We start from the raw sequence: 13,078 nt of genomic DNA, 5'->3' as shown, positions 1-13,078 counted from the left end.
TAGTTGTCTCGTTGCATCCCACAACTGCAATAGAACAAAATGCAATGGCGATAATAAGCTTGGTCATTCGCATAAATACTGATCTAAGTTTCCCTAAATTTTACACTTGTTGTGTTTAAAAGTAACGTTTAAATTTTAGTTTATCGTATGCTCAAACATTTGGCATGGCTTTTATTGCTGCTTCCTGTGTCGATTCTTAGATCACAGGAACACACCTTGCCTGCAGATTTTCGGCAACACAACCTGAATCAGTTTAACGCCAACCTATTGAACCCGACCTTTGCATTGGATTGGAATAGACCCAATGCCATGTCCATTTGGACACGATGGCAATGGCAGACGATTGACGGTGACCCTACCACTATTTTTGCAAATTACACCCAACTCATCAACTCCAATGCAGCTGCCGGAGTTGGATTTTTACAACATAATACAGGTACATTTTTGAATACAGGTTTGAATCTAAACTATGTGCATGCATTCCCTTTGGAAAATGACATTAAGATATTTGTTGGAGCCAATGTGTTTGGTTTTAGGGAAAAACTTGCGGATGACCGTTTTATTCCCAATCCTGATATCGATTTACCGGAATTGGAAGCTACAAACGACTTTATCCTGACGTTTTCGCCGGCAGTTCGCTTACAAGTAAACCAGTTCAATTTGGGTTTGTCCATAGAAAATGCCATTGACGTAAACTTTTCTGAGAGTGGCACGGGTAAAGGGGATGGGGGAACAGCTGTGGTTGGAACCATCAGCAACGATTTTCCTGTTTCATTGCTGAACGGACAGGGCCATAGTTTTGTACGGCCGATGATCTATTTAAAAACTATCCCGGATGAGGACACCCAATTTGGAATCAATGGGTTGCTCTCCACTTCAAGATTTTGGGTTCAGGGGGGGTACAATAGTTTTTATGGCATTTCAGGAGGGGTAGGAGTAACTTTTGCAAATCAATTTTCTATTGGCGGTCTTATAGAAAAAGGAACAGATAATACCCTAAAGGACGAGAAATCAACATTTGAATTAATCATCTCATATCATGGCACTGCTTCGGACAACCGGAAAAAAGTGGTTGACTTTGATTGGGAAAAAGATGATGAGTTGGCCCGCTTACGCATACAGGAGGAAGAAGCCAGAAAGCAAGAATTGGAGGATCAAAAACAGGAAGAGGAAAACAAGAAACAAGAGGAAGAAAACAAGAAACTCAGGGAGGAAGAAAGAAAACAGCAGGAAGAAGAGAATCGTTTGGCAGCTGAACAAGAACGACAGGAACAGGAACGTTTGGCTCTTGAAGAACGGAAAAAAGAGGATTCCATTGCTGCCGCTGCATTGGCTAGGGCCAGATCATTGGCAGAGCAGAGAAGGAAGGACAGCATAGCCAAAGTTCAAAATGAAAAGGTAGAACTGCAAGGCAATGAAAAGTATGAGGAGGTGGCCAGTGCTGATGGTCTTGAGCCTGGATTTTATCTGATCGCCAATGTTTTCGGAACCAAGAAATACCATGATGCTTTCATGGCCAAACTTACGAAGGACGGATTGAACCCTAAATCCTTTTACAGGGCTTTGAATAAATACAGGTACGTGTATTTAGGTCGTTACAACACTATGAACGAGGCCCGTAGGGCACGAGACAGTAAGTTGGATGGAAAGTATCCGGATAAAACCTGGATTTTTAGGGTACGGGCAAAATAAGGAACCAATTCTCTATTTTTTGATCTCCCGCTGCACCAATTGCTCCAAATACGCAATGGTATTGACCAAGTATTTACGATCTCTGGTCATTGTGGACATGGTAATGGCGCCTTGAAGCATGGTGAACAATTGCTTGGCAAACTGAAGCGGAGGGACGGGTATATGGATTTCACCATTTTTGGAGCCGTTTTCCAAGACCAAAGCGATTTTCCCTTCGATTTCTTTGATGGTTTCTTTGACAGCAGCAGCCAACAGATGGTTGTTATGTTGTGCATCCACTCCAACATTCACTATGGGACATCCGCCCATGGGCAGGGTATACACATCGTATTGCCTATAAAATCGCAACAGTGAATGAATCTTATCCATGGCTCTTCCTTCCACCGCCAGTTTATCGTCAATAATGGCCAACAAATGGTTGCGGTTATATTCAAAGGCCGACATGGCAAGGGATTCCTTGTTTTCAAAATTTCCGTAAATGGCACCTTTGGTAAGTCCAGTTGCTTCGGTAAGATCGCTCATGCTGGTCCCTACATAACCAAACTTGTTAAATATGGGCGCAACTGTCTCTATAATGTAAGCTGTGGTTCGTTCGGCTTTGGTAGACATTTTGGGTTTAGTTGGTCATGGCTAATATATAAAAATATACTGTTGGGTATCAATATGCTGAAATTTTTAACATCATGCCCAGACCCGCTGTAAAAAGCGAATAAAATTCTGACTCATAACATTTTCAATGTCCTCGGCGTGGTATCCTCTTTGCGACAATAGCTCTGGAACCTGCTGTAAATCTGCTATAGTGTCCAAGTCCATGGGAGATTGTTCCTTACCAAAAGCCCCATCCAAATCCGTCCCTAAACCTACATGATTTGCATTACCGGCAAGTTGGCAAATATGATCTATATTGTCAATCATCTGTTTCAGACTTACCCCCATACTTTTGGGGTCCGACTTGCCACGAACCCAATTTGGGACCATCATCCAGGCGTCCAGCGGCATCCCAATAACCGCTTTGCGTTGTATCAATTCCTTTATTTGATCATCGGAAAATTGCCGATTGTGATCTACCAATGCTCTACAATTGCTGTGACTGGCCCATACCGGTCCATTGTAATAGTGCATGGTTTCCCAAAAACTTTCATCACATAAATGCGTAGCGTCCAAAATAAGGTTAAGTTCCTCTATCTTTTTTAATAAGGTTCTTCCTTTAGAACCAATACCCCCCACAGAATCCGTTCCATGGGCATACACCCCAGGACCGTAATGGGCAGGTCCAATAGCTCTAAGCCCTGATGCATGGGCTTGCTCCAGATAATCCATATCAACTATGGAATCCGCACCTTCCAAACTAAGTATATAGCCAATAGGTTTATGGCCATCGGTCTTCTGCCATTCCTCCAAATGGGTATTCAAATGTTGAAGATTGGAAATTTGAACCATTTCCCCTTCTTTTTCCATGGCTCGGTACCAAGCCAACTGTCCTTGGGTTTGAGCCCAGGCCTGATGTTGGGAATTCCAGCTAGGAAGTGGATTGTTCCGGTCTGAAAAGCGGGCTATCTGGGTAGCCACACAGAGTCCAATATTTCCTTTGCGCATCGCATCCAGAGAGACAGTGTTCTTCTCACGGTCTGGTTTGTCCGTCAACCCTTTTTCCAGTTCACGAATTTGGGAAACAGGAAGCCTAAGATCTCTATTCCATTCTAGGGCGTTCATGGCTAGATCCAGGTGTGCATCAAAAATCAGCATGAAAATGTATTGTATTAAATATTGAAATACGTCTTTTCAAAAAACAAGACATCAACTCTTTAGCTGAAACATGGCCTCTATTTCCACAGGAATATTCTCAGGAAGCATCATGCCCACAGCGCTTCGAACGCCTATCCCATTTTCAGTTCCGAAAACATCGGCCATAAGCTCACTAAACCCATTGATTACATAGGGCTGTTTTCCAAAATCCGGAGTGCAATTGACCATACCCAATACTTTGATCACACGCTCAATGCGATCTAAGCTTCCAAAATGAGTGGTGATGGTGGATAACATGGTTAGGCCAACCTGTCTTGCTGCCAACTTGGCCGCATCCTTGTCCAGGTCATCGCCGGCTCGGCCTTTCATTAGGGAGCCATCCAGATTTACAGGACCTTGGCCAGACACATATAGAAAATTATCAACAACCAAAATAGGTCTGTAGACCCCAGCTGGGGGAGGTGCAGGCGGCAGTACAAAGCCTAGTTCTTTTAAACGTTCCGAAGGTGATGTGCTCATTGTATTTAGATTATCGTATTCATTACCAGGACACCCAACAATCCCATGATGCCCACTAGGGTTTCCATTACGGTCCAGGTGGACAGGGTTTCTTTTACAGAAAGGTTGAAGTATTCTTTAAACATCCAAAATCCTGTATCGTTGACGTGGGATAACATTAAACTACCGGAACCAATGGCCAAAACCATGAGTTCGGCGCTTACATTGGCACTGGAAGCCAAAGGTAGTACGATACCCGCAGCAGTTAGTCCAGCGACAGTGGCAGAACCCACGCTAACCCGAATGGCAGTTGCAATCAACCAGGCCAAAACCAAGGGAGAAACGGCTGAACCTTCCAGACTGGAAGCGATGTATTCGCTTACCTTACTATCTATTAAAACCTCTTTGAGCGCACCTGCTCCTGCAATGATCAATAGAATCATGGTAATGGTGGATACCGACGTTGAAATGGACTGCATCACCGTTTTCATATCCTTACCTCTTGCAATTCCAAGGGTGTATATGGCCATGAGAACCGAAATGAGCAGGGCAATCACCGGATTACCAAGAAACATCATGATATCCCTCAGGATTCCTTCGGGCAGCAGATTTTCCGCTGCAATGGCAAGACCTATTAAAATGATGGGCAAAAGTGCAGTTAAAATACTGATGGCTGTGGAGGGCAATTTCTCCTCAGGGATCAACACAGGATTATAAAATTCTTTAAGGGGCTTGGCTTCTACTTTTTTAATGGTTCTGGCGAATAAGGGGCCGGCCACCACAATGGCAGGAATCGCTATGATAATACCATACATCAAGGTTTTTCCAATATCAGCATTGAACATGGCCGCTATAGCTGTTGGTGCAGGGTGGGGCGGAAGATACCCATGGGTCACCGAAAGGGAGGTCAGCATAGGAAGGCCCACGTAAAGAAGTGGTAAACCCGTTGAGATGGCAATGGTAAAAACCAAAGGGATCAAAATCACAAAGCCTACAGAGTAGAACATGGGAATTCCCACTATAAAGCCGGTAACCACCATGGCCCATTGCACATTTTTAATCCCAAAGACATCCACTAGCTTGGTTGTAATCCGTTGGGCCGCACCACTATCGGCGACCAACTTGCCCAGCATGGCCCCAAGACCCAAAATCAGCACAAGAAAGCCCAAGGTATTACCTATTCCATGCTGTATGGATTGAACAATATCTGGAAGTTGCATCCCTTGGAAAATTCCAACAAACAGACAAACAATGATGAACGCCAAAAAGGCATTCAATTTAAATCGGGCTATTAGGATAAACAGGATTAAAATGCCTAGAACGGCTATTACAATTGGCATGGTTGAATTTTATAAAAGCCCCTAAAATAAAGATTTGCAATGAGATATTGCATTCGGATGCATGCTATTTTGTGATTATATGGCGTAAATTGAAGAAAACCAAAAAGCCCCAACTTCATTAAAAGTTGGGGCTTGATTTATAGTGAATCGAGCTTAGTTTACCAGCTCACTCTGGTTTCTGAAAACCAATTTATCATCAAACGAATCCAATAAAACAATACTCTCTGCCTTGATTTTTCGAGCCAGCAGTTCTTTGGACAAATTATTCAAGACCTCTTTTTGAATCAATCGTTTAACTGGTCTTGCCCCAAATTGCGGATCATACCCTTTGATGGCCAAATAATCAATGGCCTCCTCTGTGGCATCCAGAGTAATATGTTGTTTGGATACCATTTTTTTGAGCTGTTCCAGTTGAAGACGAACAATTTCCTTGATATTGGCTTTGTCCAAAGGAGTGAACATAATAATGTCATCAATCCTATTTAAAAACTCTGGGCGTATGGTCTTGCGAAGCAATCCCATTACTTCCGCCCGGGCTGCTTCAGCCGCATTGTCCAAATCCGTTGCATCCTCAAATTTTTCCTGGATGATGGGACTGCCCATATTACTGGTCATGATAATAATGGCATTTTTAAAATCCGCCACACGACCCTTGTTGTCTGTAAGTCTGCCTTCATCCAATACCTGCAACAGAATGTTGAAGGTGTCTGGGTGTGCCTTTTCAATTTCATCCAAAAGCACAACGGAATAAGGTTTTCTCCGAACGGCCTCGGTCAACTGACCTCCTTCGTCATAGCCTACGTATCCAGGAGGAGCTCCTACCAACCGGCTTACGGCATGCCGCTCCTGGTATTCACTCATATCAATACGGGTGATGGCATTTTCGTCATCAAAAAGATAGGCCGCTAAGGTTTTGGCCAACTCCGTTTTACCTACTCCCGTACTTCCCAAAAAGAGGAAGGAACCAATGGGCTTTTTAGCATCCTGCAAGCCAGCCCGACTTCTCCGGATGGCATCGGATACTGCTGTTATGGCCTCTTCTTGGCCAACCACACGTTTGTGGAGTACGTCCTCCAACTGCAGCAGTTTTTCCCGCTCACTTTGCAGCATTTTGGTCACGGGAATCCCTGTCCATTTGGCAACCACCTCAGCAATATCCTCGTTGGTCACTTCTTCCTTGATCAAGGTGCCAGCGGTTTGTTGGGCAGCCAGTTCATCCTGTAGCTTTTGGAGATTTTCCTGGGATTCCTTGATTTTGCCATAGCGTAGCTCGGCCACTTTGCCGTAATCCCCGTTACGCTCGGCACGTTCGGCTTCCAGCTTATAGTTTTCAATGTCCTGTTTTGTTTTTTGGATATTGTCCACCACACTTTTCTCACTTTCCCATTGCGCAAAGATTTCATTGCGTTCTTCCTTCAAATTGGCCAATTCCAGATTTAAGGTTTGCAGCTTGGCCTTATCGTTTTCACGTTTAATGGCTTCAATCTCAATTTCGAGCTGCATTATTTTTCGGTCTAGCACATCCAGTTCTTCGGGTTTGGAATTGATTTCCATCCGAAGTTTGGAAGCCGCTTCGTCCATCAGGTCAATGGCCTTGTCCGGTAAAAAACGGTTAGTAATGTAACGCTGTGATAGTTCCACCGCGGAGATGACTGCCTCATCCTTGATGCGCACCTTGTGATGGGTCTCGTACTTTTCCTTGATTCCTCTTAAAATGGAAATGGCACTTTCGGTATCGGGCTCATCAATGACCACTTTTTGGAACCTGCGCTCCAGGGCCTTGTCCTTTTCAAAATACTTTTGGTATTCGTCCAAGGTGGTTGCCCCAATAGCTCTCAATTCTCCACGCGCCAAGGCTGGTTTTAGAATGTTGGCCGCGTCCATGGCGCCTTGTCCACCTCCAGCCCCAACCAAGGTGTGAATTTCATCAATAAACAACACTATATCGCCATCCGACGAAGTAACTTCCTTAATCACGGCTTTTAAGCGCTCCTCAAACTCTCCTTTAAACTTGGCCCCAGCGATCAAGGCACCCATATCCAAGGAATAGATAATCTTGTCTTTCAAGTTTTCCGGAATGTCACCCTGAACAATTCTATGTGCCAACCCTTCGGCGATGGCTGTTTTACCAACACCGGGTTCCCCCACAAGCATGGGGTTGTTCTTGGTTCTACGGGAAAGAATTTGCAACACGCGTCGAATTTCCTCATCTCGCCCGATTACGGGGTCCAGTTTGCCGTTATCTGCCAGTTGGTTGAGGTTTTTAGCATATTTGTCCAAGGAATTATAGGTGTCCTCGGCACTTTGGGAGGTAACTTTTCCTCCTTTTCGCAATTCTTGGATGGCAGCATTTAAGTCTTTTTCCCTAACTCCTTGATCTTTGAGTATTTGGGCAATCTTGCTTTTGGACTTAAAAATGGCCAGGAGCAGATGCTCAATGGATACAAATTCATCCCCCATCTTTTTAGCAACAATATTGGCTTCATTCAAAGATTTGCCAGCGTTTTGGGAGAGCATAATGTCACCTCCTGAAACTTTGGAGAAGCTCTCCAATTCCTTGTCCAGGATTTGGGTGAGTAAGGCAGTGTTCACGTTCAATTTTTTTAAAATGAACGGCAACACGTTTTCATCCACTAGACCAATGGCCTTGAAAAGGTGTTCGTTTTCTATTTGTTGATGCCCCATTTCCTGTGCCAACTGCTGGGCTTGTTGTAGGGCTTCCTGTGATTTTATCGTAAAGTTGTTAAAGTTCATCTCAATCGTTTTGTATAGGGATTGTCAACAACCCTACCATTTACCCCAGACGGTCAAAATGTCGCTAAAAGCCCAAAAACACAGGACATTTCGTCAGCTTGTAAGCTTTTTGCCCAAGCTCGACATAACTTATAAATTTGCAGCATGGGATTATTCGGTAACGTATTCGGGAAAAAGGAAGAAAAGGAAAAGGCAACCACAAAAGTGCCATGGATTCCCTTGGAGTCTATGAAGCAATTGGATGAGCTTACGGAAAAATCCAAAGTCAGGACACAAATTATTTTTAAGCATTCCACCACTTGTGGGATTAGCCGAATGGTTTTGAATATGTTTACCGGAAGCTATGATCTGGGCGATGAAAATGATATCTACTTTTTGGATTTGCACGCGCACAGGGGAGTGTCCAATGCGGTAGAAAGCAAATTTCAGGTAAGGCATCAATCCCCGCAACTACTCGTCATAAAAAATGGGGAAGCTAGTTTCCATACCTCGCATGGGGCAATCGCAGATACGGATTTAAAGGAAGTGGTTTAGGAGGGAACTAAATATTGTGACTTCGTTGTAAGAAGTAATTGGTTTATATATAATCTCCTTATTTATGGGAATCTGTCACTTCTAGCGCAGTCGAGAAGGCAATAAGCCGTGTTTTCAAAAAGGTCTCGACTGCGCTCGACCTGACCGAACAATAGGTTACCTTGTAGGATACATTGATAAAAATACGAGCGCCCATTTTCTGGGCGCTCGAACTTACTTTATCTAGTATCTAACCTACAATATCTAGTCACTGAACTGATTGTCCGCCACAAATTGGTTTTGGGCGATGATGGACTTCAATCTGGCTTTTAAATCTTCTCCGGCATCGTAGACCATTTGCTCATTGGTTGGGAAGGGTACCGCCCTTACGTCCAGTAGGTTTATCAAGTCCGTGTCCAAGGCTCTTTTATCACCTCTATAGTTGGCGTATATATGCTCAAACACAAACTCACTGGCTAGGGGATAGGAGTTGATTTCCTGTCCGTTGGCCAAATTGGTGAAACTCACCTTGGCTCCAATTTGGGCAGCTTTAAATTGGGTAAACTGGTAGAAATTACATCGCACCGTTCTAAACTTGTCCACCTTGATTCGGTTGCCCAAACTATCCTTTACGGCATTACCTTCATCATCCAACAGGTATTCAAACCCATCTTTGATTTGTTTTTCCTTAATGATCTGCTTTTCATTGATCTGCTCTGGAGAAATATTGATTTCCCTGAAATTCAGATTCAGCGCATAATCATAGTTCACATCTTCTAAGGGGTTGGTATGGAACTCCGTCCAAAAATTATTGATACCATAGGCATTGAAATCCAGAAGTTCGGTTTCCAATCGCTCTGGGATGATCTGTTCGGTCTCGTTCCCGATATCAACCCGAACATACTCCAATCCCTTGTTATAAGCTTCGTCCATTTTGGCAATGGTTTCCTTATAACCCGGATTGATGTCCTGCAAATACTTCAATTCACTATAAACAGATCGGTACTCAAACTTCTCTTTTGCATTGGCCAACATGTTGTTGGCATTGCTGTACAAATATTCCGAAAGATCGGTCTTGGTGGCCAGGATTCTAGAATCGTAATTCTGGAAATTAAACCTGGCGTCCCTACCTTCTTCGTAAATGGAAAGTGGCATTAAGGGTCTAATCCGTTGTTGGATTTCCTTCAAATGAAGGTATTTGTTATAAATGTTTTCCAAGTTGGCCGGATTCCCATCCTGTTGCAAAAAGGCAATCTGCTCAAGCTCTCGCTGTGTATGCTTGGCAAAAGCATCTTCCAACAGTACCACATAGGGTTGATGCCCTTTTTTGGTCTTGTTTTCCGCTAGATTCTTAATGGCTTTGTTCATGGCTGAAATATAGTTTCCGCTATTCAAAGCTTCCTGGGTCTTTTTTACGCCTCCGCAGGCAACAAGTAGTACCAGTGTACCAAAGAGTAGTATTTTCTTCATGGCTTTTTGATTTTATTGGTTATGGTTGGTTTTTCAACAGCCGTGCCAAAAACCTTCAAATTATTAACGAAAAAGGTTTAACGGTAGTATAAAATCGATGAAATGCACAAAATGAACCTGATTTTGGCTTTTAAGCCAGCCGTGGATCATTGTTAATTGTTGTTTGATAAAATTGATTTTTGGCACATTTTTTTTCAGTTCCGTTAGCTTTTCTATTCGTACTTTTAGCACTTCTAAATTCAAAGGCAAAAATGGAAAGAGATCACCGGATTTTTGAACTCATTGAAGACGAAAAAGAAAGACAGTTGGAAGGCTTGGAGCTGATTGCTTCCGAGAATTTTGTTAGTCCACAGGTCATGGAGGCCGCAGGTTCCGTGTTGACCAATAAGTATGCGGAGGGTTACCCCGGAAAGCGCTATTATGGAGGCTGTGAGGTTGTGGACCAAATTGAGCAATTGGCCATTGATCGGGCCAAGGAATTGTTTGGTGCGTCCTATGCGAATGTACAACCACACTCGGGTTCCCAGGCCAACGCTTCGGTGTATCACGCTTGTCTTCAACCCGGTGATACCATTTTAGGGTTTGATCTTTCCCACGGCGGGCATTTGACCCACGGTTCCCCGGTGAATTTCTCCGGGAAACTTTACAATCCTGTTTTCTATGGGGTAGAAGAAGAAACCGGGATGCTCAACTATGATAAAATCCAAGAGGTTGCCGATAGGGAAAAACCCAAGCTGATCATTGCAGGGGCGTCTGCCTACTCACGGGATATGGATTTTAAGCGGTTTAGGGAAATAGCGGACAGTGTTGATGCCCTTTTGGTAGCAGATATCTCCCACCCAGCTGGCTTGATTGCCAAGGGTATTATGAACGATCCCATTCCGCATTGCCATATTGTGACCACCACCACCCACAAAACCCTTCGTGGACCAAGAGGTGGACTAATCTTGATGGGAGAGAACTTTGAAAACCCGTTCGGCATCCGATTGAAGAACGGAAACTTGAGAAAGATGTCCGGACTTTTGGACTTGGCCGTTTTCCCAGGGAACCAAGGTGGGCCTTTGGAACATACCATTGCAGCCAAAGCTGTAGCTTTTGGCGAAGCTCTTACAGATGACTTCTTACATTACATCATCCAAGTAAAGAAAAATGCGGAGGCCATGGCCAAGGCATTTGTGGCCAGGGATTACAAAGTAATCTCAGGGGGCACGGACAATCACATGATGCTCATAGACCTAAGGAACAAGAACATAACAGGGAAAGATGCCGAAAAGGCACTGGAACTGGCTGCCATCACTGCCAACAAGAACATGGTACCTTTTGATGATCAGTCGCCCTTTATCACTTCCGGAATACGTTTTGGAACTTCTGCGGTAACCACCCGTGGACTCAAGGAATCCGATATGGAAACCATTGTGGGTTACATAGATGAGGTGCTGATGGATGCTACCAACGAGAAAAGCATAGAAGGCATTAAGCAAAAGGTGCATGACCTAATGCATTCAAGACCGTTGTTCAGCGCTTAAACTGGACAAGGCGTTCCTTTACAGCTTTCACTGGTAGAAAGTAGTTTTAGTCCAAGAGGAAAAAATCTTCTTTCTTCATGGTTTTACTTTCCAAGCAGTAGACCATCACATCGTGTTGCGGGTCATCTTCAAAGTACAGGCCCCAGTGGTCAAAATAACTTTGTTCCCAGTTTTCCAACGAACTTCCCTTTTGGGGAGCGTCCTCAAAAATGGAGACAAAGATTTCATAGGGCATTTCCGTCAGGCCTTTTGTGAAATACACAAAATGTTCGCTGGCCTTGTCGATAATGGCCCCCAATTGGTCCGGGATACTGTAATCTTGGATTCTGGTTATAATAACGGAAGTGTCCTTAAAGTGGATAGACAGCTCTGCGATGTCTATGTTTCCGTCATTTAAATTGCTCAACTGCTCAAAGGCAGTGTCAAAAGAGGATTTTCCATTTTCGGTGCAGGAAAATCCACCCCAATTGCCAGTGCTGAAATAGTGCAAACCTTCGGTAAGACCAAAGTTGCAAGAAACATCTAAAATTAATTCGGTTCTTTCATTTGCTCTTTCATATTGACATTTTACCGTCAATTCCGCGAAAAAATCTTTTTCAAGAACCCTAATGAATTCGTCCAGTCCTTCTGCAGCAACAAATGTCCTGATACCAGCTAGGGGGAAAATGAGATTGGATCTTTTTTGGTATGGCATTTCGTTTCTTCATCGTGTTCCCTATCAAAGTTAAAACGAAACTTTATTATTCAATTGAAGGAAATCCTTAAAAATTCTGGGGATTTCACGCAATTTACCCCCTTTTTTAAGGGTTTTTTGGGAAAAAAGAAGAAACGACCTTCCGGAAATTACCCTAGGGCGATTACAAACCACTTATATGAACCCACGGTTTTTGGCAGCCAAAATCAACGCAAGATCGTTCTCGTTTTCGGTACCAAAAAGGGTTTTCATATGCCTTTTTCTATTCTCGATGGAAGAAGGTGACAAACGGATGTGTTGTTCCAAATCCTTGTTCTTGGTTCCAATGGACAAATGGTAAAGAATCTTCTTGTCCTTTTCATCCAGATCAATATCGTTCTTCAACTTTTTACGGATGGCCGCCAAGGCTTTGGAAGAATAGTAAGGTGGATTCAGGGTTACGGTCTTTACCGCATCTTCCAAGGTTTGGGGATCTATATCGTTTTTGATCAAGTAACCATCAGGGTCCTCGGATTTTAGTATGCTGTTGATCCTAAAGTTATCGCTGAAAGAAGACATGAATATGATCTTGGTCTCTGGAACCAGCCGCCGGGCCAATTTGCCCAGGTCTTCTCCTGTATGGGGTTGATCTTCATTGGGCGGATACAGTTGTACATCCAGAAACAGGATATCATATTTAAAGGAGTCCACGGATTCCTCGATCAAGCGTTTGCCCAGTTCATAAGAGTTGGCCGTGTCCACAATGATGGAATATCCTTCAAAAACAATGCGCTCCAGGATATACTTGTACCCCAGCATCGTCATCTCATGATCATCAATGGTTAAGATTCGTAGTGTTTTCATAA

The 13,078-nt window shown here is 43.6% G+C and carries 11 protein-coding genes; 3 read left to right on the top strand and 8 right to left on the bottom strand.

Going from position 1 to position 13,078, the window contains the following annotated elements; all coding sequences use genetic code 11:
• Positions 1-147 precede the first annotated feature (147 nt).
• Positions 148-1,692 (top strand): PorP/SprF family type IX secretion system membrane protein, encoded by a 1,545-nt coding sequence (locus tag ACO6S0_RS09755; protein WP_422348200.1) that lies wholly within the window; start codon positions 148-150, stop codon positions 1,690-1,692.
• A 12-nt stretch (positions 1,693-1,704) separates the two neighbouring features.
• On the opposite strand, the gene ACO6S0_RS09750 is transcribed toward ACO6S0_RS09755, so the two are convergent.
• The 5 genes from ACO6S0_RS09750 to clpB form a co-directional block, all read right to left on the bottom strand.
• Entirely contained in the window at positions 1,705-2,301 is a 597-nt protein-coding gene (locus ACO6S0_RS09750; protein WP_422348199.1) for a TetR/AcrR family transcriptional regulator, read from the bottom strand.
• A 72-nt stretch (positions 2,302-2,373) separates the two neighbouring features.
• Positions 2,374-3,438, bottom strand: coding sequence for a dipeptidase (locus ACO6S0_RS09745; RefSeq protein ID WP_422348198.1), 1,065 nt, complete (start codon positions 3,436-3,438; stop codon positions 2,374-2,376).
• A 51-nt stretch (positions 3,439-3,489) separates the two neighbouring features.
• Entirely contained in the window at positions 3,490-3,957 is a 468-nt protein-coding gene (locus tag ACO6S0_RS09740; RefSeq protein ID WP_422348197.1) for a RidA family protein, read from the bottom strand.
• 5 nt (positions 3,958-3,962) lie between these two features.
• Entirely contained in the window at positions 3,963-5,276 is a 1,314-nt protein-coding gene (locus ACO6S0_RS09735; RefSeq protein ID WP_422348196.1) for a gluconate:H+ symporter, read from the bottom strand.
• Between the two features lie 153 nt (positions 5,277-5,429).
• Positions 5,430-8,030 (bottom strand): ATP-dependent chaperone ClpB, encoded by a 2,601-nt coding sequence (gene clpB / locus ACO6S0_RS09730; RefSeq protein ID WP_422348195.1) that lies wholly within the window; start codon positions 8,028-8,030, stop codon positions 5,430-5,432.
• Between the two features lie 144 nt (positions 8,031-8,174).
• Between clpB and ytxJ the strand changes: the two genes are divergently transcribed.
• Positions 8,175-8,564: a bacillithiol system redox-active protein YtxJ gene (ytxJ, locus tag ACO6S0_RS09725; RefSeq protein WP_422348194.1), complete on the top strand. Its 390-nt coding sequence runs from the start codon at positions 8,175-8,177 to the stop codon at positions 8,562-8,564.
• Between the two features lie 243 nt (positions 8,565-8,807).
• Here the strand turns inward: ytxJ and ACO6S0_RS09720 are convergent, their stop codons facing one another.
• The gene (locus ACO6S0_RS09720) at positions 8,808-10,013 is read right to left on the bottom strand and encodes a hypothetical protein (protein ID WP_422348193.1); all 1,206 of its coding nucleotides are present in this window, start codon (positions 10,011-10,013) and stop codon (positions 8,808-8,810) included.
• Positions 10,014-10,264: 251 nt separating this feature from the next.
• Here ACO6S0_RS09720 and glyA point away from each other — a divergent pair, with 251 nt between their 5' ends.
• Positions 10,265-11,539: a serine hydroxymethyltransferase gene (gene glyA, locus ACO6S0_RS09715; RefSeq protein WP_422348192.1), complete on the top strand. Its 1,275-nt coding sequence runs from the start codon at positions 10,265-10,267 to the stop codon at positions 11,537-11,539.
• A 46-nt stretch (positions 11,540-11,585) separates the two neighbouring features.
• Here the strand turns inward: glyA and ACO6S0_RS09710 are convergent, their stop codons facing one another.
• Both ACO6S0_RS09710 and ACO6S0_RS09705 read right to left on the bottom strand, forming a co-directional pair.
• Positions 11,586-12,233 (bottom strand): hypothetical protein, encoded by a 648-nt coding sequence (locus tag ACO6S0_RS09710; protein ID WP_422348191.1) that lies wholly within the window; start codon positions 12,231-12,233, stop codon positions 11,586-11,588.
• 174 nt (positions 12,234-12,407) lie between these two features.
• Positions 12,408-13,076, bottom strand: coding sequence for a histidine kinase (locus tag ACO6S0_RS09705; RefSeq protein ID WP_422348190.1), 669 nt, complete (start codon positions 13,074-13,076; stop codon positions 12,408-12,410).
• Positions 13,077-13,078: the final 2 nt, after the last annotated feature.

The organism is Flagellimonas sp., assembly GCF_965233845.1.
Classification (GTDB): Bacteria; Bacteroidota; Bacteroidia; order Flavobacteriales; family Flavobacteriaceae; genus Flagellimonas.
The sequence above is the reverse complement of the archived record's forward strand: the minus strand, read 5'-3'. Positions and strand labels throughout refer to the sequence as shown.

Coding starts and splice junctions, on each gene's coding strand:
- ACO6S0_RS09755 (WP_422348200.1), top strand. CDS start 148: ATGCTCAAACATTTGGCATGGCTTTTATTGCTGCTTCCTGTGTCGATT.
- ACO6S0_RS09750 (WP_422348199.1), bottom strand. CDS start 2,301: ATGTCTACCAAAGCCGAACGAACCACAGCTTACATTATAGAGACAGTT.
- ACO6S0_RS09745 (WP_422348198.1), bottom strand. CDS start 3,438: ATGCTGATTTTTGATGCACACCTGGATCTAGCCATGAACGCCCTAGAA.
- ACO6S0_RS09740 (WP_422348197.1), bottom strand. CDS start 3,957: ATGAGCACATCACCTTCGGAACGTTTAAAAGAACTAGGCTTTGTACTG.
- ACO6S0_RS09735 (WP_422348196.1), bottom strand. CDS start 5,276: ATGCCAATTGTAATAGCCGTTCTAGGCATTTTAATCCTGTTTATCCTA.
- clpB (WP_422348195.1), bottom strand. CDS start 8,030: ATGAACTTTAACAACTTTACGATAAAATCACAGGAAGCCCTACAACAA.
- ytxJ (WP_422348194.1), top strand. CDS start 8,175: ATGGGATTATTCGGTAACGTATTCGGGAAAAAGGAAGAAAAGGAAAAG.
- ACO6S0_RS09720 (WP_422348193.1), bottom strand. CDS start 10,013: ATGAAGAAAATACTACTCTTTGGTACACTGGTACTACTTGTTGCCTGC.
- glyA (WP_422348192.1), top strand. CDS start 10,265: ATGGAAAGAGATCACCGGATTTTTGAACTCATTGAAGACGAAAAAGAA.
- ACO6S0_RS09710 (WP_422348191.1), bottom strand. CDS start 12,233: ATGCCATACCAAAAAAGATCCAATCTCATTTTCCCCCTAGCTGGTATC.
- ACO6S0_RS09705 (WP_422348190.1), bottom strand. CDS start 13,076: ATGAAAACACTACGAATCTTAACCATTGATGATCATGAGATGACGATG.